The sequence below is a fragment of the Psychrobacter sp. MES7-P7E genome, assembly GCF_002863645.1.
Taxonomy (GTDB): Bacteria; Pseudomonadota; Gammaproteobacteria; order Pseudomonadales; family Moraxellaceae; genus Psychrobacter.
This window is the reverse complement of the sequence record NZ_PJBU01000110.1, coordinates 15,364-38,202: the sequence shown is the minus strand read 5'-3', so window position 1 is coordinate 38,202 and position 22,839 is coordinate 15,364. Positions and strand designations below refer to the sequence as shown.

19 protein-coding genes and 2 tRNA genes are annotated in these 22,839 nt (G+C 44.7%); 7 read left to right on the top strand and 14 right to left on the bottom strand.

The features are described 5' to 3' along the window. Positions 1-31: 31 nt before the first annotated feature. Positions 32-1,033, top strand: a complete 1,002-nt coding sequence (gene ahr, locus CXF62_RS10635; protein ID WP_102094325.1) for an NADPH-dependent aldehyde reductase Ahr — start codon at positions 32-34, stop codon at positions 1,031-1,033. A 305-nt stretch (positions 1,034-1,338) separates the two neighbouring features. Here ahr and glmS read toward each other — a convergent pair whose 3' ends face one another. The 7 genes from glmS to hisF all read right to left on the bottom strand — a co-directional run bounded on the left by glmS (position 1,339) and on the right by hisF (position 9,118). After that, positions 1,339-3,183, bottom strand: a complete 1,845-nt coding sequence (gene glmS, locus CXF62_RS10630; protein WP_102094324.1) for a glutamine--fructose-6-phosphate transaminase (isomerizing) — start codon at positions 3,181-3,183, stop codon at positions 1,339-1,341. Positions 3,184-3,365: 182 nt separating this feature from the next. Continuing rightward, positions 3,366-4,742, bottom strand: a complete 1,377-nt coding sequence (gene glmU, locus CXF62_RS10625) for a bifunctional UDP-N-acetylglucosamine diphosphorylase/glucosamine-1-phosphate N-acetyltransferase GlmU (RefSeq protein ID WP_102094323.1) — start codon at positions 4,740-4,742, stop codon at positions 3,366-3,368. A 206-nt stretch (positions 4,743-4,948) separates the two neighbouring features. Beyond that, positions 4,949-5,530 carry a phosphatidylglycerophosphatase A family protein gene (locus CXF62_RS10620; protein ID WP_102094322.1) on the bottom strand — a complete coding sequence of 194 codons (582 nt, stop codon included), beginning with the start codon at positions 5,528-5,530 and terminating at the stop codon, positions 4,949-4,951. A gap of 3 nt (positions 5,531-5,533) precedes the next feature. Further along, positions 5,534-6,565, bottom strand: coding sequence for a thiamine-phosphate kinase (gene thiL, locus CXF62_RS10615; protein ID WP_102094321.1), 1,032 nt, complete (start codon positions 6,563-6,565; stop codon positions 5,534-5,536). 8 nt (positions 6,566-6,573) lie between these two features. Beyond that, positions 6,574-7,416 carry a transcription antitermination factor NusB gene (gene nusB, locus CXF62_RS10610; protein ID WP_102094320.1) on the bottom strand — a complete coding sequence of 281 codons (843 nt, stop codon included), beginning with the start codon at positions 7,414-7,416 and terminating at the stop codon, positions 6,574-6,576. 215 nt (positions 7,417-7,631) lie between these two features. After that, positions 7,632-8,150 carry a 6,7-dimethyl-8-ribityllumazine synthase gene (gene ribE, locus CXF62_RS10605; RefSeq protein ID WP_102094319.1) on the bottom strand — a complete coding sequence of 173 codons (519 nt, stop codon included), beginning with the start codon at positions 8,148-8,150 and terminating at the stop codon, positions 7,632-7,634. 185 nt (positions 8,151-8,335) lie between these two features. Further along, positions 8,336-9,118: an imidazole glycerol phosphate synthase subunit HisF gene (gene hisF, locus CXF62_RS10600; protein ID WP_101205985.1), complete on the bottom strand. Its 783-nt coding sequence runs from the start codon at positions 9,116-9,118 to the stop codon at positions 8,336-8,338. Between the two features lie 185 nt (positions 9,119-9,303). Between hisF and CXF62_RS10595 the strand changes: the two genes are divergently transcribed. The 3 genes from CXF62_RS10595 to CXF62_RS10585 are packed head-to-tail and all read left to right on the top strand — an operon-like array spanning position 9,304 to position 11,778. Continuing rightward, positions 9,304-10,467, top strand: coding sequence for a homoserine kinase (locus CXF62_RS10595; RefSeq protein WP_102094318.1), 1,164 nt, complete (start codon positions 9,304-9,306; stop codon positions 10,465-10,467). A 60-nt stretch (positions 10,468-10,527) separates the two neighbouring features. Then, positions 10,528-10,857, top strand: a complete 330-nt coding sequence (locus CXF62_RS10590) for a hypothetical protein (protein WP_227526709.1) — start codon at positions 10,528-10,530, stop codon at positions 10,855-10,857. Continuing rightward, positions 10,858-11,778: a class II glutamine amidotransferase gene (locus tag CXF62_RS10585; protein ID WP_057762068.1), complete on the top strand. Its 921-nt coding sequence runs from the start codon at positions 10,858-10,860 to the stop codon at positions 11,776-11,778. A gap of 24 nt (positions 11,779-11,802) precedes the next feature. Here the strand turns inward: CXF62_RS10585 and CXF62_RS10580 are convergent, their stop codons facing one another. Then, positions 11,803-12,378 (bottom strand): YchJ family protein, encoded by a 576-nt coding sequence (locus CXF62_RS10580; protein WP_102094317.1) that lies wholly within the window; start codon positions 12,376-12,378, stop codon positions 11,803-11,805. A 59-nt stretch (positions 12,379-12,437) separates the two neighbouring features. Next, complete coding sequence (locus CXF62_RS10575) at positions 12,438-13,154, bottom strand: metal-dependent hydrolase (RefSeq protein ID WP_102078388.1); 717 nt, start codon at positions 13,152-13,154, stop codon at positions 12,438-12,440. Between the two features lie 126 nt (positions 13,155-13,280). On the opposite strand from CXF62_RS10575, the gene CXF62_RS10570 reads away from it, so the two are divergent. Beyond that, on the top strand, positions 13,281-14,360 hold the full coding sequence (locus CXF62_RS10570) for a DUF3025 domain-containing protein (protein ID WP_102094316.1): 1,080 nt from the start codon (positions 13,281-13,283) through the stop codon (positions 14,358-14,360). Between the two features lie 296 nt (positions 14,361-14,656). Then, entirely contained in the window at positions 14,657-17,494 is a 2,838-nt protein-coding gene (locus CXF62_RS10565; RefSeq protein WP_102094315.1) for an aconitate hydratase, read from the top strand. A gap of 99 nt (positions 17,495-17,593) precedes the next feature. Here CXF62_RS10565 and CXF62_RS10560 read toward each other — a convergent pair whose 3' ends face one another. The 5 genes from CXF62_RS10560 to gltX form a co-directional block, all read right to left on the bottom strand. Further along, positions 17,594-18,247, bottom strand: a complete 654-nt coding sequence (locus tag CXF62_RS10560; RefSeq protein WP_102094314.1) for a LysE family translocator — start codon at positions 18,245-18,247, stop codon at positions 17,594-17,596. A gap of 291 nt (positions 18,248-18,538) precedes the next feature. Continuing rightward, positions 18,539-18,614: transfer RNA gene (locus CXF62_RS10555), tRNA-Glu, on the bottom strand. 159 nt (positions 18,615-18,773) lie between these two features. Continuing rightward, a tRNA-Ala gene (locus CXF62_RS10550) sits at positions 18,774-18,849 on the bottom strand. 122 nt (positions 18,850-18,971) lie between these two features. Then, positions 18,972-19,337, bottom strand: coding sequence for a hypothetical protein (locus tag CXF62_RS10545; protein ID WP_102094313.1), 366 nt, complete (start codon positions 19,335-19,337; stop codon positions 18,972-18,974). A 159-nt stretch (positions 19,338-19,496) separates the two neighbouring features. Beyond that, entirely contained in the window at positions 19,497-21,020 is a 1,524-nt protein-coding gene (gene gltX / locus CXF62_RS10540; protein ID WP_102094312.1) for a glutamate--tRNA ligase, read from the bottom strand. Between the two features lie 367 nt (positions 21,021-21,387). Between gltX and rsmH the strand changes: the two genes are divergently transcribed. Continuing rightward, the gene (gene rsmH, locus CXF62_RS10535) at positions 21,388-22,422 is read left to right on the top strand and encodes a 16S rRNA (cytosine(1402)-N(4))-methyltransferase RsmH (protein ID WP_416220490.1); all 1,035 of its coding nucleotides are present in this window, start codon (positions 21,388-21,390) and stop codon (positions 22,420-22,422) included. Positions 22,423-22,839: the final 417 nt, after the last annotated feature.

Genomic DNA, 22,839 nt, shown 5'->3' with positions numbered 1-22,839 from the left:
TCTCTAAAAAACTAGAAAATAAGGAATAACTATGATTAATGCATACGCAGCAAAAGAAAAAGGTGGCAAGTTTGAGCCTTATGAATATGACCCAGGTGCTTTAGGCGATCACGAAGTAGAAATCGAAGTACATAGCTGCGGCATTTGCCATAGTGATTTATCGATGTGGCAAAACGAATGGGGTATGACTCAATATCCGTTTGTCGGTGGGCATGAGGTTGCAGGTAAAGTCCTCAATAAAGGCAAGCAAGTCAAGCATCTAGAATTGGGCGATAAAGTCGGACTTGGCTGGCATAAAGGATACTGTAACGTCTGCGATCTATGCATTGATGGAGACCACAACCTATGCCCTGAGCAAGAAGGTACGATCATTGGTAACCACGGCGGCTTCGCAGATAAAGTACGCGCAAAAGATACTAGCGTCATCAAGATACCTGAAGGGCTTGATTTTAACGCGGTAGGACCACTGTTATGTGGTGGTATCACAGTGTTTAACCCACTTATGCAGTACGACATCAAACCAACTTCTAGAGTGGCTGTAATTGGTATTGGTGGTTTGGGTCATTTGGCATTGCAGTTTGCCAATGCGTGGGGCTGTGAAGTGACAGCATTTACCAGTGAATCAAAAATGGAAGAAGCAAAAGAGATGGGCGCTCACCATTCACTAAACTCAAGAGATGATAGCGAAATTGAAAAAGCCGCAGGTTCTTTCGATCTAATCATCTCAACAGTGAACGTTGATATGAACTGGGATGTCGTGATCAAGACGCTAAGACCAAAAGGTAAGCTGCATTTTGTTGGACTGTTAGAAGCGCCACTAGAGATATCGGCTGCACCAATGATTATGGCTCAGAATAGTCTATCAGGCTCGCCAGTTGGCTCACCATCGACGCTACGTAAAATGCTAGATTTTGCTGCGCGCCATAATATTCAGCCAGTCACTGAAACATACAAAATGTCTGAGATTAATGAAGCGTTTGAGCGATTAGAGAGTGGCAATGCTCGCTATAGAGTTGTCCTAGAAAGAGACTAAACGTCGTTACAGGCAACTAAATGTAGCCACCAAATAAGCACAATAATAGTGATACTCTAGTGAATAGATAGAGTGTCACTATTTTTTTTGTATCGAAATTCTGCTTTTCACCAATTTTTAAAATATGCGGATTATTTGGAGCTGGATCTAAGTATCTTTATTTAATTTTTGCTCAGGCAGTTCTTACTAGTTTTCTCTGACCTACAGACTAATCATTCTAAAATTATAAAAAACCCCTGCTACTGAGTTCACAATAGCAGGGGTAAATACTTATCTTTTTCAGAGCTGTCGTAGAGTAACTTTGCTTATTCTACCGTGACTGATTTTGCCAAATTGCGTGGCTGGTCGACGTCTGTGCCACGCATTACTGCTACATGGTATGACAATAGCTGCACAGGCACGCTGTAGACAATAGGAGCAAGCGTCTCGCAAACATCAGGCACATATACTAAATGTAGTCTATCTTCTGCGACCATTTGACTGGCTTCGCTAGCGAACACAAATAGCTCGCCATGACGCGCATGAACTTCTTGCATGTTGGCTTTTAATTTATCAAACATACTGTCTTTAGGCGCTAGTACGACGATAGGCATGTCTTTATCGACCAATGCTAATGGACCGTGTTTGAGTTCACCTGCCGCATAACCTTCTGCATGAATGTAAGAAATTTCTTTAAGCTTTAACGCGCCTTCTAGCGCAATCGGGAACTGTAGCCCGCGACCTAAAAATAGACAGCTTTTCTTATCCTCAAAGCTTTCACTCATGGTCTTGATAGGAGCATCAAGGTTTAAGCTGGCGTAGAGTTGTCCTGGTAATTGATGTAACTCACTTAATAACGTATTTAAGTGTTCGTCAGTCATGCGTTTCTGCGTGACACCAACTTTTAATATCAATAATATCAATGCCACAAGCTGAGTGGTAAATGCTTTGGTAGAGGCGACGCCAATCTCAGGCCCTGCTAACGTCGGCAAGAAAATATCTGTTTCGCGTACCAGCGATGACGTCGGTACATTACATAATGCCAAGCTGACTAAGCCTGCTGGTGTTTGCTTCTGGATATCACGTAACGCCGATAAGGTGTCGGCCGTTTCACCAGATTGAGAAATACAGATGACCAAAGTATTATCGACGACGACAGGATTGCGATAGCGGAATTCGCTGGCAACCTCGACCGAGCAAGGTATACGAATAAGGCTCTCAAACCAGTATTTTGCGACCATACCAGCGTGATAACTGGTACCACAAGCAATCACTTGTACATGACGAATACCTGATAACAGTGTCTCATGACGCTGTAAAAAATCGTCGCGTAATTTGGTGGTTTCACCATTATCCAAAGCCATCTCGATCGTACGAGCGACAGCATCTGGCTGCTCGTAAATCTCTTTGAGCATATAATGCTTGAACTCGCCTTTATCGGCATTGTGCTGGGTTGCATCAATTTCATGTATCTGACGTTGGACTTCAACACCATCTGTATAAACCTGAATGCTATTGCGAGTTAATTTGGCGATATCACCTTCTTCTAGATACATAAAGCGGTTAGTCACTGGTAGCAATGCCAACTGATCTGACGCGATAAAATTCTCACCGATGCCGACACCAATAACCAAAGGTGAGCCTAGACGTACAGTAATGAGCTCATCAGGGCAATCTACGTGGACAATACCCAATGCAAAAGCACCGTGCAATAACGGAATAATGGTGCGGACCGCTTCTAACAAGTCAGGTGTCTTTTTGTAGATATCATGGATCAGATGAGCCACAACTTCAGTATCTGTCTGTGAAGTAAACACGTAGCCTTTGGCTATTAGCTCTTCTTTTAGTTCAGCGTAGTTTTCGACGATGCCGTTATGAACGACCGCAATCTTGCCTGATACGTGTGGGTGCGCATTACGCTGTGCCGGCTCACCATGAGTTGCCCAGCGTGTATGAGCAATACCGATATGACCATCAAAAAACTCTGGATTGATAGCAACGGCATTAACCAGTGCCTGTACTTTACCCACTTGGCGCTCACGGTGTAGTTCACCATCACGAATAACCGTCAGACCAGCTGAGTCATAGCCGCGATATTCTAAACGCTTTAGGCCTTCAAGTAAGATATTAGCGATATTTCGCTCAGCAACGGCGCCTACAATTCCACACATGGCTATTCCTTAGATTCAAATTTTAGTAGTTCAATATATAATGGTACAAGATCAAAAATTTGGTTGAACATTAATGATGAGTCATCAACATATAAATATGATGAAGCAGCATCACAAAGATTGAAGTACTGCTTAGGGTTGCTCAAGAGTGATGGTCATTGATCACACTAGCAACGAGCTGGCTACTTCTTCGTCGGACGCTGAAAATCATTTTTTTGCACCTGACGCGCACGGCCAAAGGCCAAAGCATTGTTATCAACATCTTTGGTAACCACAGAACCTGCCGCCACAGTCGCAGTATTACCAATCGTCACAGGCGCAACTAAGCTAGCATTGGAGCCGATAAAAGCATTGTCTTCAATGATGGTTTGCGATTTATTAGCACCGTCATAGTTACAGGTAATGACACCAGCACCGATATTCACGCCTGTACCGACAGTCGCATCACCGACGTAGCTTAAGTGATTTACTTTACTGCCTTGACCAATAGTCGATTTTTTAATTTCGACAAAATTACCAACTTTGCTGTTATCAGATAGTACGGTATCAGGACGCAAATGCGCAAAAGGCCCGATATCAACACCGGCACCGATATCGGCACGATCGATCACGCAATACGGTTTGATGTAGCAGGCATTACCAATCTTGGCATTTTTGATAACACAGCCCGCTTCGATATAGACGTTGTCACCTAAGGTACAGTCACCTTCAAATACCACATTAACGTCAATAAACACATCTTGACCAGCGCTTAACGTACCACGAATATCGACACGGGTAGGGTCGGCAAACTGTACGCCAGCTTCTTGTAAGTCAGCAACTAGCTTACGTTGCCAAGTGCGCTCTAGACTAGCAAGCTGTTGGCGGTTATTAACCCCTTCAATCTCAAACGTATGCTCAGGCTCAATCGCCGCGATAGTAATACCATCGGCAACTACCATTTTAACGATATCCGTCAGATAATATTCTTGCTGTGCATTGTCGTTAGAGAGCTCAGGCAAGTATTTGTGCAGTAGCGCATTATCGACACAGTAAATACCGCTATTAATTTCTCTAATGCTTTGCTCTTCAGCATCAGCATCTTTTTGTTCAATGATGGCTTCAATATTGCCTGCTTGGTCACGCTTAATACGACCCAAGCCAAATGGATTATCAACAGTCAATGTCAGCATCGACATACCATCAGTATTGGCAGTTTTTAATGCTGTCAATGTCTCACAGCTGACCAATGGCACATCACCGTAAAGAATAAGACTTTGTCCTGACTTGGGCAAATCAGACAGTGTTACCTTGACCGCATGGCCAGTTCCCAATTGTTCAGTTTGAGCAACCCAAGTAATCGATGCTTGTGTATATTGATTGGTAATTTCTGACTTTACTTGATCACCACCAAAGCCATGAACAATAATAGTTTCATCAACAGTTAACTGATGACAAGTATCTAGTACATGGCCTAACAAAGACTTCCCAGCCAATGTCTGCAATACCTTTGGCTTTGCCGATTGCATACGTGTGCCTTTACCGGCAGCTAAAATAATTACAGAAAGAGGAGATGTCATAATAGGCTCGCAAATGTAACAAAATATAATATTGGATTATAGCGCAAATGTTCAGTTAGAAAAACACTGTGATGTGCAGGCTTTGTAATGCAACCTGCTGACAATAAATCAATCATCTATGCAGAAGAGTAGCGTTCAAATTGATAACGTTGCTGGGATTAGCGGTTGTAGAGTAGTTAGCTCAGTATCGTGGTAGTTAGGGTAGCTTATAACAGCACGCCAAACATAACCGCTACCCATACTACTGCTGCCATGATACCGGCGATGATGTCATCAAGCATAATGCCTAACCCACCAGCAACCCTTTTATCAGCCCATCCAATCGGTGGCGGCTTAACGATATCAAAAAATCGAAATAAGATAAAAGCGAAAACAATGGCGAAAATAGAAAGCTCTTGAGACACATTTTGCCAAAAGTTATCGTCAGCAATCCCCATATAAGACAAGGGTAGTAGGGTAATCCAAATACCAGCCCACTCATCCCAAACGATATGCGGATCGTCGTGACCTTGCATTAGCTCAGCAGTGCGTCCGCAAATCCAAACGCCCAAAATACAAGATAGAATTGTCAAAATGAGAAAAGGTATAAAGCCCAAACTCAACAATGGTATTGCAATGATCAGCCCACCAACGGTACCCCAAGTGCCAGGTGCACGGCGCGGCAAACCACTACCTAAACCGATACCGAGCCAATAAACCACACGGTCAAGCGCGTTAGCACCGACCGGTAAGGGTGGGCAGTCATTTGCTTTACGGATGTCAGGCTTAGATAAGTCGTGATCAGTCATGGATTAGCCTGTAAAGTGTTGGTAGCCAGTAAGGTTGGGCCATATTGAAAACGGTGCGGGCTGAGTAGGCGTCACTGGCTGATTTTGATAAAACAGTTCAAGACGTGAGTTATCAGGAGACTTGGTATCTATCGCTATCGGATCTGATAGTGCAATTACCTCGCCGATACAAGTGACAGGTGTGTTGCCAGTAGGCGGTTTGATATGCGCAGGCAAAGTAAATGCCAGTTCATAATCATCGCCGCCCGCTAGCTGACCTAATAAGCGATCAGACAAATCGACAGTAGACAATGACTCGCTACTCGGTAGCTTGTCTAAGTGGATGCGCATACCTACAGAGCTTTGCTGACAGATATGACCAAGATCTTGATAAAGACCGTCGGAGATGTCTATCATCGCTGTTGCACCCATCTTTGCCAATGCTGCACCTAGTGCAATACGCGGCGTTGGCATATGTAGACGATGCGCCAACTCAATACCTTGTGCGCTGTCAGGATGCTGTAAGGCGAAAGCGGCATCACCAAGGGTGCCTGAAACATAAACCTTATCACCCACTTGCGCACCTGAGCGGTAAATGGCAGGTGTATCTGCGGACAGCAATCCCTGAGCACTGATACTGAGTACTAAACGCTCACTGCGCGTGGTATCACCACCTATCAGCGTTACGCCAAACAGCTGGCACGCATGAAACAGCCCTTTGGCAAACTCAGTAAGCCATTCGTGTTTTGCCAAACGTTCAGGTAATGCCAGTGCTAGCATAATGCTATGCGGCGTCGCACCCATAGCTGCAATGTCTGAGACATTAACGGCCACGGCTTTATAGCCAATCGCAAATGCTAATTCGTCAACTCTTTGCCAATCAGCATGAAAGTGACGACCTTGAACCAGTGTATCAATACAGCTAACCAAGCGTGATCCTGCTGGCAATGCCATCACAGCCGCATCGTCACCGATACCTTTTTCGATACCAGTTGATGGTGCATGCGTGGCCTGCATCTGTGAGAATATACGCTCAATCAGCTCAAACTCGTTCATGGCTAGTCTTAGTCTTTGGTATCGTTAGCGTTTTTCTTACTCGCCTTAAAGTCACTGATATTTGCACTGGCTTTACTGGCACTACTGCGTTTAACGTTGGCTTTGTTAGCACTGATACGCGGCTTATTTGATGCAGTCGGCTCATCGACGATCGTGCTTTCTGTTTCAGCAGCAGTTTCGATGCTATCTACTGGTTCTGCTTCAGACTGTTTAGCCGCCGCTTTTTGTGACGTACGTAGATTGGCATTAGTATCTGCTTGTACCTCTAAAGCGCGCAGCTCACCAGCCATTTTATCCAGTACTGCATTGATCAATTTATGAGCGTCAGTCGCCCCAAAGTGATTATTTAGCTTCATCGCTTCATCAAGCACGACTTTGTAAGGAATCTCTACACGGTTCTGTAGCTCATACGCGCCAATCAACAAGATAGCGTGCTCAACCGTATCTAGCTTATCAACCTCACGATCGAGATGCTGACTGATAAGCGCATCGAGAGCTTCAATCTGCTCTGGAATGTCGCGCATCATTTCATGATAATAACCGATATGGACGGTATGCATGGCATTGGTTGCACGCGTGCGAGCAGCAATATCATGCGGAGCATTGGCTTTCCAGCCAAGCTTGCCATCTACATCAAAGCGGCGATCAGTGACGAGCCATTCGTATAGGCCTTGCATGGCAAAGCGACGTGCCTTACGGATAGCAGTGTGACTGGTCTTGTAAGAAGACTCACTCATATCGAATGTTTGATCACCCGCACTACTGCTCGCTATACGGGTAGCTTCAGCTTGTCCATCATTGGCTTGTGCGGTTTTCGCAGCGCTAATAGCGCGCTTGAGTTGGTCAGTCATAGGGGGTCTGTACCTAAATTTTTGAGATGGTACCCAGTCAAAATATAAATAACAAAGTAGCTTTTTAGCTTTGTTTATTTAAAACTTCAAAGAGTATAGAAATACGGCGAAAATTCAAAAAGTAGCCAATTGTTTTGATAGCTGGCTAGTGCTATGAGGTGCTGTTATTACTAAATAGCAGCACCAGTTAAACTAATAAATTTGAGCTTTAAAGCTTACGCTTCATCGATATCATCAATATCAAGTTGTGACAAAACAGCGATCATTTCTAGTACAACCATCGCAGCTTCAGAGCCTTTGTTGCCCGCTTTAGTACCAGAGCGCTCGATAGCTTGCTCGATGCTATCAGTAGTGATGATACCGTTAGCAACAGGGATATTATAATCCATTGCCACAGCGCTCAAACCTTTGGCCGACTCGCTAGCTACAATATCAAAATGCGGCGTGCTGCCACGGATGATTGCACCCAGTGCCACAATCGCATCAAAGCGATCTGATTCAGCAGCACGTTGGGCCACAAGTGGTAGCTCAAATGCGCCAGGCACACGAATAACAGTAATGTTGCTACCCAATACACCATGACGGAGTAGGGCATCGATTGCACCATCAACCAATGACTCAACGACAAAACCGTTAAAACGACCAACAACGATACCAATGCGAGCATCAGCGCTTTGATGTAGGTTACCATCGATATGAGTCACGTCGTTGCGCTGCTGTTGTATATTCGACATAAAAAATCCTTTGCTTAATAAGCGTTCAATTGAAATATAGGCGTCAATAAATAGCTAAATAGTCTGATGCGTTCAATCGACTCGGTCGCCTATTATTTTGGCGTTACCCTAGTTAATTGAACGAAAATAAATGGTTAGCGCTATGATAGCATTTTTTTGGGTTTTATTTGTATATTACGAGCGTGCTAAAGACGCATCTGTATTCCTTGCGCTGCCATATACTCTTTGGCCTCCAATACTGTGTACTCGCCAAAGTGAAAAATACTGGCGGCAAGTACGGCATCTACGCCGCCTTCTAGTACGCCTTCTGCTAAATGTTGCAGGTTACCGACGCCGCCTGAAGCGATAACGGGTACATTAACGCGGCTCGTAATTTGCTGCATGAGCGCCAAGTCGTAGCCTTTTTTGGTACCGTCACCGTCCATCGAGGTGACCAGTAATTCACCAGCGCCCAGCTCTGCCATTTTGCTCGCCCAAGCAACGGCATCGATACCTGTTGGCTTACGGCCACCATGGGTGAAAATCTCCCAACGTGGCACGACAATACCATCGACGTTGATATCAGCGACGCGTTTGGCATCGATAGCAACGACGATACACTGATTACCAAATTTCTGAGCGGCTTCACCAACGAACTCTGGCGTAAATACGGCTGCTGAGTTAATCGCCACTTTATCCGCGCCAGCATTGAGCAAATTGCGGATATCAGCGATTTTTCGTACGCCGCCGCCAACAGTCAGCGGAACGAATACCGTTTCTGCCATGCGCTCAACAGTATGATAAGTGGTATCGCGCTCATCATTGGTCGCAGTAATATCCAAAAAAGTAATTTCATCAGCGCCCTGTTCGTTGTAGCGTTTGGCTACTTCGACAGGATCGCCTGCGTCTTTGATATCGACAAATTGCACGCCTTTGACCACGCGGCCATTGTCAACGTCCAAGCAAGGAATGATACGCTTTGCTAACATAGGGTCTTTCACCTTATAATCAATTCATAGGCGCTAGTCTAGCAAAATCACTGCTATTTCAGGCAGGTTTTCGCAAGATTATTACGCTTTTCACCATAGTTTTATCATGCGCGGTACAATTGCTGTCATTACCGCATAAATTTATCCTATTTAACTTCTTATCCAATTGCTATAAGTGAGATGTCATGTCCGTCTATACCCAGTTAACCGATGATCAGTTTGCCACCTTTTGCCAAAGCTTTGGCGTGTCGTTTGCCCGCGCGATTCCGATCACTCAAGGTATTAAAAACTCAAACTGGTTTATTCAAACGACTGACGATGTAGATGGCACGTACTCTTACGTATTCACTTTATTTGAAGAGCGTCCACCTGCTGATATCGAAAAAATGGCCGTTATTCTTAATCAATTAAATGGCAAATTACCAGTTGCCGCGCCGCTAGCCGTTGTTGAGTCAAATGGTTCGCAAACGGATAACGATGATAAGCGTTATGTCATCCATTATGAAGACAAAGCGATTACGCTAGTGCCGTGTCTAACAGGTTCACATCCAGATCAAACCACGCAAGCAATGTGTCATGATATTGGCGCGGCATTAGCGATGCTGCATGAAACGCTACAAGCACTACAACCAAGTGAGCAATATGGCGTGCCTTTGTACCCATGGGCAGATGTGCGCGACCGTGAAATGCAGTTTATGCCAGGTGACGAAGCTAAGCTGATGAGCGATATCTGGCGCTCTTATTCGGAATTGCCACTGACAACCTTGCCAAAAGGCTTATGCCATTTAGACATGTTTGCCGACAATACCTTATGGAATCTACAAAAAGGCGAAGCGCGTTTGACGGGTCTGTTGGACTTCACCGAAGTCAGTGTCGAGCATTATGTGATGGATATTGCCATTACTATCAATGATTTTTGTACCACGTGGGGCGTTGCAGAACAAGGCGAAGCCGTTAACTTTGACCGCAGTAAAATGGCGGCGTTCTTACAAGGTTATGAATCGATACGCCCGTTAAATAACGATGAAAACCGTGCACTACCTGTTATGCTGGCAAAAGCGGCAGTGATTTTCTGGTTATTACGCCTAAATGTGATTCACTACAATCGTACCGAAGGCCGTACGGGTGATAACATCATGGTCAAAAATCCTGACTTGATGAAACGCTTGGCCGCTTATCATTGGGCGCATGTTGAAAAGTCGCAAAATACCGTATTTGTACTATTAAGCAAACCAGACAATCAAATAGTTGGTGTATTTAGCAGCATCTCGCAAGCTGAGCAAGCGCAGGAAACATTAAATAGTAGTGAGTTTGCAATCAAAGAATATACGCTAGATCAATTGTCTTAAGTATTGCTTATTCATTTATTCTAGTACTAATTTTAGTACCGAAACCTTAGAGGCGACCCCATGACCGATCAAGTTGATAACTGGCACAAACTGGCGCGCTACGATACCAATATGCAAGGTGAGCTACACGCCAACCTACTACGTAATAACGGCATTACCGTGTCCTTGCAACCGCTAAGCGCTATCCCAGGTATGAACTCGGGTATCGTTCTTTGGGTAGAAAGTACCGATCTGGCAGAAGCTCAGCGCATTTTGGATACCATCCCAACTGATGGTGCCGCCTTACTGGATGAGATGAGTGATGCTGACTTTGATGCGCTATCTGCCGCTCAAAGCAATGCTACTCAAGGTAACTCGATAATAGACGATAATAACGGCGGTAATGATTAAATGTGTCAACTCTTAGGAATGAACTGTAATACCCCAACGGATATTGGCTTTAGCTTTGCAGGATTTCGCAAGCGCGGCGGGATGACGGACAGTCATGAAGATGGCTTTGGTATTGCCTTTTTTGAGCGCAGCGAATGCAGTAATAACGACAAAACCAACGATGAGACGGCAAATGACTCAACGGGTCTGCGTTTGTTTCATGACAATCGTCCAAGCCATCTGTCGCCAGTCGCTGACTTGGTCAATAACTACCCAATCAAAGCCATGAATGTCATCGCGCATATTCGTAAAGCGACGCAAGGGCAGAACTGTTTGGCAAACACCCATCCATTCGTCCGTGAAGTATGGGGCGAACAGTGGGTATTTGCGCACAATGGGCAGATGAATAGCGAATTTATCAAACGCTGTCAGCGCTTACAAGACAACGGCAATGCCTCACACTGTCAGCCAGTCGGTTCAACTGATTCTGAAATGGCATTCTGTTATTTGGTCAATCGTCTAAAAAGCAGCTTTAAGTCGCGTCCTGATGACAAAACGCTGTTTAATTTTTTGACCACACAGTGTCGCTATCTCTCTGCCAATGGGTTATTTAATTGCTTAATATCGAATGGCAGGTGGCAACTGGCTTATGCGGGTAGCTTGCTGTTTTATCTCACACGTAAAGCGCCATTTGGTGAAGCCAAACTGGCTGATGATGATATGGCGATTAACTTTGGTGATGTGACTACAGACACAGATAAAGTCACGATTTTGGTCACTGTGCCATTGACTGAAAATGAGAAATGGCAGCAATTGGCTGTCAATGAATGCTTAATCTTTCAAGATGGCGATGTCATTTATAAAGACAGCCCAAGCCAGCGCAAGTTTTTAACAGTGGACGAAGGCATTGCGATTGCACGAGCCGTTGGGGCGAGTGTTTAGCGGTTAATGAATATCCAATACTGTTTAAATATAACTCCCACAACACCGCTTAAACTTCTCACCAGACCCACAAATGCACGGTTGCTTTTGGCTGACTATCATCGCAACCGTCGGGTCTAAGAAATACCAGCGCGCATCGTTATTAGCTCTGTTTATAACCTTTACGAAAGTAGACAGTTCGTGATGCGCCTGTATTTTTTCGTCTAAACCACCTGATGTTTCCTCAGGACTTTTAAAATAAGCCTTAAACTCAACCTGTGCATGACGTTTACCAAGCTTTGGCGTGTGCTCTACTATCTCTAATCCTGCCCAATCCGTCTCTTTTGCCCAACTTTCGATCGCTGCAACATCAAGTAATGCTTGCTGAGCAGGCATTGTGGTCTTGACGATATACTCTGGTTTCACCAATGCAAAGGCACTATAGCGCGTACGCATCAACCGTTCGGCTGTCTCCGCTTTTATACCATCTGCTTTATCAACCTCATCATTATAAAAAGCATCATGATATGGCTTGCAGCAGTCTTGATAGGATAGCGGAGCGTCTGCCGTCTCTGCTGTTGGATTGATTTGGCACGGGCAAGTACTTGGGTAAGATTGCATGTTTTACTCTAATTTTTGTTTGGGCTTATTCGTTTAGGCTCAATGGTCTTTTGATAACTTTATTGCAGCATGCTTTTTATTAATTCTGGCAATATACCGACCTTAAGCTGCGCCCATGCGGAAGGATCACTTAATCGTGACCAAAACACCTCAAAAGGCGGAGCGGCATATACCAGTAGCGCCAGAATAGTATATAAGAGCAAATACCACCATTTGTCTTTTGGCTGATAAAACTTCATCGCTGTACCCGATGAGCGTTTCATTTTCATATTGGACAAATTGACGCTATACAGCTCGTCCAATGACAAATGCACTATCGCGCCACCAAATAAAAACAGACCATAAAACCAACTGGTCGTCAGTGGTAGGTGCAAGCCATAATAACTTAAGCACGTCAGACCCAATCCCAGTATCGCCATATACGGCACAGAGTGGATGACGCCGCGATGCACCGTCATAGTAGTAAAAATATGAAAAACGACATAACGCATAAAACCGTAGCCAGCCAGCCACAATACTATCAGTGCCAGTAAGCTCAAATCACTACGCCAATGCATGACCAGCCCAAAGGCAAATATAAACGAGGTGATATTAAAACCGAGCTTAATCGGTGTTGAATTATCAGAATCCAAGTCTGGCAGCAACCCACCGATAGTACCAAGCGCCACGCACACCAGAAATCCTGAATCATCAATCAATCCAGCTTTATAAACCGTCAAACTCAGTGTGCCGCTGACCATAAAGGCGACATTTAAGTGGGTATTAAAATTTGCCATAAAACTCATTCATCCATAGCGCTCAAAAAGTCCTTTCGAGCGGCGTATCTAGCAGTAAAAAAGCGCACCATGATACCATATACCGTCCATACGTCTAATAGAGATAGCCTGTAAGAGAGAGCGTCTATGCCTGCCAGTGATTTACCCGCCACACTTAACTCTGATACTCATACTAAGCAGCTGCCTGTAGTAGAAGGTCAGCTTGATAACAGCTTTGCTACTATTGACTGGCAAGTGCCTTGGTTATCGCATATTACTCAATTGAGTTATATCAGCAACACGATTGAACACCTTAGTCGCTCGAAATCACAGAGAAATAGCTTGGATAATTTGGGTGATTTGGGTGATTCAGAAAGTTTGGATAATGTGAAAAGCATAGATGAGTACGATATAAATGCTTCTGACATCAATACGCCTGACACGATTGCCAAGGTCTTAAAAACGGCGATAACGCAGCAGGCTGAATATTTGCAACAGCCGTTACCGCATACTAAACCTGCCCATGGTCATGCGCCTCAAACGCTACAGTTTGTCTCTCAAAATGCATTGCCTGAAGGGGAGGCCTATGAGCATTTCATCGGCACAACTGGCAATATCCCGACGCGTGATAATTTACATGACTTGTTTAATGGCAGTATTTGGCTGACCTTTCCGAAGACTAAAGCTATGCTCAATTACTACCATATGCTAGAAATCGCTAAGCAGGGTATTAGTGAGCGTCGAGGGCGTGTGCGCGACACTATTACTGTCTTTGATGAGAATGGGGCGGTGCTAGTGACTTCTGATGCTAGTATCGGCAAGGCATTGGTTGATTTTGACTGGCAGGCAAGTTTGGTGAAACCACGTGCTAAATGGGACAACCCAGCACAACCGAATACAAGTGCTCACGCAGCAGTCTATATCTTTGGGCATGCACTGCTTGAGCAGTTGGTACATCCACGCAAACCTTTATGCGCTCATAGCATTGTCATTCATGTTGCACAAGAATTCTTTACCTTATTGTTAGCTGAACGTATGCGCTATTTGGATGACAAGGTTGCCAAATACATGGATACATTATTATCCAATGATGAAGTCAAACCGCGCCAGCTTGCGCCGTTACCGATTTTAGGGGTACCGCATTTTTGGGCAGAAAATGCCGATACTGACTTTTATGAAGACAGCTACGTGTTCCGCAGTGGGCGACGTAAAAAAGACAAAAAATAAATAGAAAGGGATTGCTTAAAAATAGCTCGCTAAACCGTTGTTACGTTTACGATTGTGCCACGATTCGACAACGTCCAGACGTTAACAAAGCCTTGTATGTTTGTTATGGTAAAAGGGAGTTTCTGTTAATCACTACAGATATGATTATCTCTTTTGTTAACACAGACTTATATCAGACAGTTTTGCGAAACTGCGATATTGATTCAAGACAGATCAATCATTTATTGAGCCACCAGTCATACATAAACTTATAATAATTTATGTCCAGGATTTATAACAACGATAAGGAAGCTATCATGAGTGATATTTTTGATGTAAAAGACACCCTTTCGGTTGCTGGCAAGGAACATGCCTACTACAGCCTGCCAAAGCTGACCGAAACTTATGAGCATATCAAGACACTACCATTTTGTATGAAAGTGGTATTAGAAAATCTATTGCGTAACGAAGATGGCGGCCAGTCGGTTGGCAAAAACCATATCGAAGCGGTTGCCAACTGGGATGCAGGCGCTGAAGCGTCAAAAGAAATCGCCTTTATGCCAGCGCGTGTGGTATTGCAAGATTTCACTGGTGTGCCCTCAGTCGTTGATTTGGCGGCGATGCGTGATGCAGTGGTCGAGCTTGGCGGTAAGGCTGAGCAGATCAATCCGTTTATCCCTAGTGAGCTGGTCGTCGATCACTCTGTACAGGTTGATGCTTATGGCCGCGAAGATGCGCTAGATTTGAACGAAAAAATTGAATTTAAGCGTAACAATGAGCGCTATGAATTTTTGCATTGGGGCAAGCAAGCCTTTGAAAACTTCGTCGTGGTACCGCCAGCGACAGGTATTGTGCATCAGGTTAACCTTGAGTATCTAGCCCGTGTCGTGATGGCAGCAGACGTCGATGGCGAGCTGACAGCTTATCCAGATACAGTGTTTGGTACAGATAGCCATACTACGATGATTAATGGTATTGGCGTGCTTGGTTGGGGTGTGGGCGGTATCGAAGCTGAAGCCGCGATGCTGGGTCAACCGTCATCGATGCTGATTCCACAAGTAGTCGGTTTTGAGTTAAAAGGAAAGCTAACCGAAGGCGTCACGGCAACCGATTTGGTATTACGTGTCGTTGAAATGCTGCGTGCACATGGCGTAGTGGGCAAGTTCGTCGAGTTTTATGGCGAAGGCTTACACAGTATGCCGCTAGCGGATCGCGCCACCATTGCCAACATGTCACCAGAGTATGGTGCGACTTGTGGTATTTTCCCAATTGACCAAATGGCGATTGATTACCTGCGTTTATCTGGCCGTGACGAAGAGCAGATTGAGCTGGTTGAAAAATATGCTAAGGCGCAAGGCTTATGGCACGATGCCGATACACCTGCGGCGACTTATTCAAGCAAATTAGAACTAGATCTGTCGTCAGTACAGCCAGCACTTGCTGGTCCGAACTTGCCACAGCAGCGTATCAATTTGTCTGATATGCATGAGAAGTTTGGCGAAACACTAGAAAAAATGACCAAAGATCGTAAGTCAGAAGTAGAAGGCAAAGTACGCTTTGATCAAGAAGGGGGCGAGCAAGAGCAAGCTGAACACTTGGCGGCTGAACCGAATATCGAAGTTGACACCAGTGATGACAATGCAGGTTATGCGCCAGCAAACAATGTCTTCTCAAATGTCAGCATCGATGACAAACAACACAAACTACGAGACGGGTCGGTAGTTATTGCTGCTATTACTTCTTGTACCAATACTTCCAATCCAGCAGTAATGATTGGTGCAGGTCTAGTGGCCAAAAAAGCGGCTGCAAAAGGTCTTAAAGCCAAGCCTTGGGTTAAGACATCGCTTGCACCCGGTTCTAAAGTCGTAACCGACTATCTAGAAAAAACTCATCTGATGGATGAGCTAGAAAAAACAGGCTTCTACCTAGTCGGGTATGGTTGTACGACTTGTATCGGTAACTCAGGGCCATTATCAGAAGAGATCGAAAAAGGCATTGAAGAAAACGACCTAGTCGCGGCGGCAGTACTGTCTGGTAACCGTAACTTTGAAGGTCGTATTCACTCGCATGTCAAAGCCAGTTACTTAGCATCACCACCACTAGTGGTTGCCTATGCGCTAGCCGGTACAGTCGATATCGATCTGACCACCCATCCACTAGGACAGGATCAAGATGGCAATGATGTATTCCTAAAAGACATCTGGCCAACTTCAGAAGAGATTAACGAGCTGATTGCCAACAATATTGATGCTGATATGTTCCGCAAAAACTACGGCGAAGTATTTGATGGTAGTGCCGCATGGAACGCAATTAGTTCAGCGGATAGCCAATTGTATCCATGGGATGAAGGGTCAACCTATATCAAAAACCCACCGTTCTTTGATGGTATGACTATGGAGCCAGAAGGTATCCCTGATATCGAAGGCGCACGTATCTTAGGTCTGTTTGGTGACTCAATCACCACCGATCATATCTCACCAGCAGGTAATATCGATCCAGACTCACCAGCAGGTAAGTACTTGCAAGAGCGTGGTGTGATGGAGGCGGACTTCAACAGCTATGGCTCACGCCGTGGTAATGATGCAGTCATGACCCGTGGTACTTTTGCCAATATCCGCATCAAAAATACCATGATGGGTGGTAAAGAAGGCGGTTATACCTATTACTTCGAAGATGACAGCGCTACGTTACAAGATGGCGAAGAAATGCCTATTTATAATGCAGCGATGAAGTATAAAGAAGATAAGCGTCCGCTCGTCGTGCTTGGTGGGTCAGAGTATGGTTCAGGTTCTAGCCGTGACTGGGCAGCCAAAGGTACAATCCTGCTAGGCGTAAAAGCCGTGTTAACCAGCTCGTTTGAGCGTATTCACCGTTCAAACCTAGTCGGTATGGGTGTATTGCCATTGACGTTTAAAGACGGTCAAAATGCGGAGACATACAAACTAGATGGTTCTGAAGTGCTCAGCATCACAGGTCTGGACAATGGCGAGAGTAAAACGGCCACGGTTACGGCTACGCGTGCTGACGGATCGGCAGAAACCTTTGAGGTAAATGTTGGTCTACAAACGCCAAAAGAGCGCGAATATGTGCGTCATGGTGGCGTATTGCACTATGTACTACGTCAATTGGCTGCTGAAAGCAAAGAAGCTGGCTAGTGATGTACTAGACTTGGCATGATAAAAAGCCCAATCTCCGTCAAAGTAGGGGATTGGGCTTTTTTATGGAAGACGTTTTTCTTCTTGTTACTTTACTCTTTAAGCCTTTTCAGTCAATAACTTAATTCCTAACCCCATAAATACGACACCACTTATTTTATTCATTATGGATTCAATTTTTGGATTCGCTCTTAGTTTTTTGCTGAACTTTGACGCCAACATCGCCAAACACAAGCACCATATAAAGCCTGTGGTGGCAAAAGTCAGTCCCAACATCAAAAATGACAGCATGCCATAAGCATAACTAGCGTCGATAAACTGAGGGAAGAACGCCAAGAAGAATAAAGCGACTTTTGGGTTAAAAGTATTGGTCAACACACCTTGCTTATATATTTGCCAACCATCTACAGCCTTTCGGCTAGTCACGTTCTGATCTTTGGATAAACGGTTCGTTATTGAGCTCGAGTTTTTGCTCAGTAGCATTTTTAGACCCAAATAGCACAAGTAAGCCGCACCGATATATTTGACAATCATAAAAGCGGTAGGGGAGTTAGCAAGTAATACGGACAATCCTAGCGCCGCCAATAACGTATGTACCAAAATACCCGAAGTAATGCCAAGAACAGAATAAAACCCTGCTGTTTGCCCCTGTGAGACACTACGGGTAATGATGTACATGCTATCAGTACCTGGTGTTAGGTTTAACAAAATAGCCGCGAAGATAAACCCTAGATAATTCTCGATACCAAACATCGCAATCACTTCCCTTTAATCACGCCAAGCCCCATCATTTATAGTATGTGGCTGCACTTTATAAATATGCTTATCAGGTCGATATTAACGAGTATTAGATAGGTTGGCAATAGCGCTTCAACAGTAAGCTAGCAGCGATTAATAATAAGCTAACGACAACAGAATAGAGGATTTCAAGAAACGACAGACATAAAAAAGCCCAGTCACCGGATGATGACTGGGCTTTTTTATTGTTCGCTTATTAGTCTAATCTGATGCTAAGCAAAAGTGCTAATAAGTGACGCCGAATAGTGGCGTCCCCAGGGGGATTCGAACCCCCGTTACCGCCGTGAAAGGGCGGTGTCCTAGGCCTCTAGACGATGGGGACGCATAGAGTGTTATAACCAGTGGTTACAACGGTACTTCACAATATCAGATAGCTTATCTATTAATAATAGAGCAAGCATTGCCTAGGTGCTGATATAGTCCTACTAGCGAGTATTTATTATTACGTTTCAGTAATACTGAGCGTTGCTATAAATAAGTATGGTGGAGCTAAACGGAGTCGAACCGTTGACCCCTTGCATGCCATGCAAGTGCTCTACCAACTGAGCTATAGCCCCTCGCTAAGAGTGTGCGTATTTTATGTAAGAGCGGCAGTCTTGTCAACAACTATTTTAAAAATAATTCATAAATATGCAAAAAAAAGCGATTTAGCCTATTTTAAAGGCTCAACAAGCCCAAATTAGCGTGGATTTTGCTTAATGGCGATCTCTTTTAGAGCTTTATCGGTATAAAACTCTTCTTCGCTACCATCAGAAAAAATAATCGCACAGCATTCAGTTGGTGTATATTGACCGCCTTTTTCTCGGATCGTTCTGATACCTTTGACGCCAATGATGTCATATTCGCCCAATTTATCCAGATTATGCTTGGTGTAACCGCAGTAAGTGCTGTATATCCATTTTAAATCTTCGAAGTCTTGGCCCTTGGTCAGGGTCAAAGTTGCATCAAACAGCTCCTTTACGATGGCATCATAATATTTCTGTGCTTCTTTTAGCGTGTTAAAGACATAATCTTTGCTTTCTATCGTGACGGTTTTGGCGGCCATGTTTTTTTCCAATTAAAATATTTAATAAAAGACGTTTAATAATACGAGGGTAGTTGTACTTATTAACAACGAAAAAAGGGCCAGAGATGGCCTGACCCTTTTACATTCGACAAGTTTAGCTAGTTAACTGTTTAGCAGATAAGTTATTCAGCTTCTGAACTATTCAGCAGCAGCTAAGAAATCTGGCAGTTCTGCCGCTTGTTTCTCAAGTTTTTTCAGTTTCTTTTTGCCAAGGCCGCCTAATACATCAACGGCATGACGCAAGCGAGTCAGAGTCATGTCAGCACCGATAATCGCCATAGAGTTCATGACTGGCGTCGATGAGGTGCTACCAGCGATAGCGATAAAGAACGGCGCCATAAAGTCACGCATCTTAATATCCAGATGAGCAGCAAGGCCTTTTAGCGTGGCATAGATGTTTTCTTCTGACCACGTTGGCAGGACTTCTAACTGCCAAAGCGCTAATTGCAGCATCTCGATAATTTGCTCAGGGGTGAGTGATTTATGAGTAAAGCTTTCAGCATTGATGTCAGGTAGGTTTTGGAAATAGAAACCACCCCAATTAACCGCATCAGACAATAGCTCGATACGTGGCTGAATCGCCGCTGCGATAGCGGTTAGCTTGTCACTGTTGCTGGCCCACTCAAGGATTTTATTCTTTAGCTCTTCAGGGCTAAGCGCACGTAGCCATTCTGCATTGAGCCAGTTTAATTTTTCGATATCGAAGATAGGGCCGCCAAGCGACACGCGCTGAATATCAAAGCTGGCAATCATTTCTTCTAGCGTAAACTGCTCAGCATCATTGGGCATTGAGTAGCCCATACGACCGAGATAGTTTAGCAGCGCTTCAGGTAGCACGCCTGCATCACGATAGTAGGTGATAGAGGTTGGGTTTTTGCGTTTAGACAGTTTTGACTTATCAGGGTTACGTAGTAGTGGCATATGGCAAAGGGTCGGCATTTCCCAACCAAAATAATCATATAGCAGTTGATGCTTAGGCGCAGAGTTCAACCACTCTTCACCGCGCATCACATGAGTGATTTCCATCAAATGGTCATCGACGACGTTGGCTAAATGATACGTTGGCATGCCGTCTGTTTTTAGTAGTACTTGCATATCGACTTGAGTCCAAGGGAACTCAACGGTGCCACGTAGCATGTCTTGTACCTGACAAGTGCCTTCGGTCGGTACACGCATACGAATCACGTGCGGCTTGCCCTCGCTTACCAATTGCTCGGTTTTTTCTGGAGCAAGATGAGCACAGCGACCATCATAACGAGGGGTCTCGCCATTGGCCATTTGCTCAGCACGCATAGCGTCTAACTCTTCACTGGTACAAAAACAGCGGAACGCATGGTCTTTTTCTATGAGTATCTCGGCGTGTCTTCTGTAGATATCGCTGCGCTCGCTCTGACGATAAGGGGCGTGTGGGCCGCCAATATCTGGGCCCTCGCTCCAATCTAGACCAACCCAGCGTAAGGCGTCCAAAATCATTTGTTCTGATTGCTCAGTCGAGCGAGTCTGATCAGTGTCTTCGATACGTAAGATGAATTCGCCGCCGTGAGCTTTGGCAAAGGCTAAGTTAAACAGGGCAATATAGGCAGTACCTACGTGTGGGAAGCCAGTTGGTGATGGGGCGATACGCGTACGTACAGGGCGCGTGCTGTCAGTAGAGGTTTGCATGGTAAAAGTCTCAAAGTTTGCTATCGATATAAGCTATTAGTATAAATAGCGATGAAAGATATGAAGTCGATGTTAAGAAATAGCGTAAAATATAGCGCTAGTATAACAGAGACATGTGATATTTTTAATGAAAAGCCCTTCTAGTGCTTGACTACAGGTGTATCCTTGCGATAATAATGCTAAGCAAGTCATAACTTGTTTATTTTCATCTAATTACTGGCCAGTACGGTCGTCATCTATTGAGTTGTTTGTGTCCCTATCAAAGTCTAAGCCAAAATCGAAAGCCAGTCCTTCTGCCGCCGCTGATCTCTCTGAGTCAGTGTCTAATCCTTCTGCTGTAAAGGGTGCGTCTACGCAAGATGTCGATCTGGATGTTACTCACGCGCGTCATGAGGGCGATATCACGTCTGATGAATTGAGTTTTGTCCATGATGCGGTGCTGCTGCAAGAGACTGTCGCTGCGGTGCTCGGCGTAAAATCCTTGCCCAAGCAAACAGAAGGTGACCAAAATAGCTTAAATATAAGTGGTATCTACGTTGATGCAACTTTTGGCCGTGGTGGCCATAGCCGACTGCTATTAAGTCAACTTGCCGATGACGCCACACTGATTGTCTTTGACAAAGATCCGACAGCCATTAGTGTGGCGCAAGAGCTGGCAAGCAAAGACAGCCGCGTGCGTGTGGTTCACGATAGTTTTGCGACGTTGACCGACAGTCTGGCTGCTATGGGTATCAGTGAAGTTGATGGCTTAATGGCAGATTTGGGTATTTCATCACCGCAGATTGATGATGGTAGTCGCGGCTTTAGTTTTATGCGCGACGGGGCAGTAGACATGCGTATGGACACCAGCCGTGGCCAGTCAGTTGCCGAATGGCTTGAGAAAGTCGATGATGAAACATTGGCCAATGTGCTTTATGAGTTTGGCGAAGAGCGTCATAGTCGCCGTATTGCCCGCGCTATCAAACAGATGGAGAGCTATGAGTCTACGCTCGAGCTAGCAGAAGTTATCAAAGTAGCGCATCCCAACTGGCAGCGCGGCAAACATCCAGCAACGCAAAGCTTTCAGGCCATGCGTATCTTTATTAATAATGAGTTGGGCGATGTTGACGACTTTTTAGCGCAAAGCATTCCTATCTTAAAGTCAGGTGGGCAGCTTGCGGTCATTAGTTTTCACTCATTAGAAGATCGCCGTATCAAGCAGTTCTTGCAGCGTCATAGCAAAGGGCAGTATCCAGAAGACGAAAACCTGCCAATGCCGCCGAATCGTCCACGCTATTTTAGCAAGCCAAAACGTGTTGGCCCAAGCAAAGCTGAGACGAGTCAAAACCCGCGCGCGCGTAGCGCATGGTTGCGTATGGCAACGCGTACTGACACAGCTTATGAGCAAATAACAGGGTTATAGAAGAACATCATGACGCCGCAAGTCATAGTTAAATATGATTATTGAGTTGTCTAAGATTGCTAATGTTTGTCTAAATAATGCGCAAATGTCCTAATGGCTACGCCACTGTTAAAAATCTGTAAATATTGTCTGTTAGGCTCAGCAATTGGTTTTTATCTGCATGATAGTTGCATCGCTTTATATGTAACACAGCCATGCAACGTGTTTGGTTTTGGTATGACATATTGATAGCCATGAGTTGTGATGACTTGTGGCTATTGAATATATTAGCTATTGGCTGTGTTTTTCATATTCGTTTTTTAGGTTTAGGTTTTACACTTATAAGTGTCTTTGGTTTTATATTTATCGATGGTATGACCGAATAATGACACGTTCATCTTTCGCAATCCGTTATCTACTCTATCGTTTACGTTCACC

What these genes read in the sequence shown, in the direction of transcription:
- thiL (WP_102094321.1), bottom strand. Translation starts at nt 6,565, where the DNA reads ATGAACGAGTTTGAGCTGATTGAGCGTATATTCTCACAGATGCAGGCC.
- CXF62_RS10595 (WP_102094318.1), top strand. Translation starts at nt 9,304, where the DNA reads ATGTCCGTCTATACCCAGTTAACCGATGATCAGTTTGCCACCTTTTGC.
- CXF62_RS10565 (WP_102094315.1), top strand. Translation starts at nt 14,657, where the DNA reads ATGAGTGATATTTTTGATGTAAAAGACACCCTTTCGGTTGCTGGCAAG.
- CXF62_RS10580 (WP_102094317.1), bottom strand. Translation starts at nt 12,378, where the DNA reads ATGCAATCTTACCCAAGTACTTGCCCGTGCCAAATCAATCCAACAGCA.
- glmU (WP_102094323.1), bottom strand. Translation starts at nt 4,742, where the DNA reads ATGACATCTCCTCTTTCTGTAATTATTTTAGCTGCCGGTAAAGGCACA.
- CXF62_RS10585 (WP_057762068.1), top strand. Translation starts at nt 10,858, where the DNA reads ATGTGTCAACTCTTAGGAATGAACTGTAATACCCCAACGGATATTGGC.
- CXF62_RS10620 (WP_102094322.1), bottom strand. Translation starts at nt 5,530, where the DNA reads ATGACTGATCACGACTTATCTAAGCCTGACATCCGTAAAGCAAATGAC.
- hisF (WP_101205985.1), bottom strand. Translation starts at nt 9,118, where the DNA reads ATGTTAGCAAAGCGTATCATTCCTTGCTTGGACGTTGACAATGGCCGC.
- CXF62_RS10545 (WP_102094313.1), bottom strand. Translation starts at nt 19,337, where the DNA reads ATGGCCGCCAAAACCGTCACGATAGAAAGCAAAGATTATGTCTTTAAC.
- gltX (WP_102094312.1), bottom strand. Translation starts at nt 21,020, where the DNA reads ATGCAAACCTCTACTGACAGCACGCGCCCTGTACGTACGCGTATCGCC.
- CXF62_RS10590 (WP_227526709.1), top strand. Translation starts at nt 10,528, where the DNA reads ATGACCGATCAAGTTGATAACTGGCACAAACTGGCGCGCTACGATACC.
- CXF62_RS10575 (WP_102078388.1), bottom strand. Translation starts at nt 13,154, where the DNA reads ATGGCAAATTTTAATACCCACTTAAATGTCGCCTTTATGGTCAGCGGC.
- nusB (WP_102094320.1), bottom strand. Translation starts at nt 7,416, where the DNA reads ATGACTGACCAACTCAAGCGCGCTATTAGCGCTGCGAAAACCGCACAA.
- CXF62_RS10570 (WP_102094316.1), top strand. Translation starts at nt 13,281, where the DNA reads ATGCCTGCCAGTGATTTACCCGCCACACTTAACTCTGATACTCATACT.
- glmS (WP_102094324.1), bottom strand. Translation starts at nt 3,183, where the DNA reads ATGTGTGGAATTGTAGGCGCCGTTGCTGAGCGAAATATCGCTAATATC.
- ahr (WP_102094325.1), top strand. Translation starts at nt 32, where the DNA reads ATGATTAATGCATACGCAGCAAAAGAAAAAGGTGGCAAGTTTGAGCCT.
- ribE (WP_102094319.1), bottom strand. Translation starts at nt 8,150, where the DNA reads ATGTCGAATATACAACAGCAGCGCAACGACGTGACTCATATCGATGGT.
- CXF62_RS10560 (WP_102094314.1), bottom strand. Translation starts at nt 18,247, where the DNA reads ATGTTTGGTATCGAGAATTATCTAGGGTTTATCTTCGCGGCTATTTTG.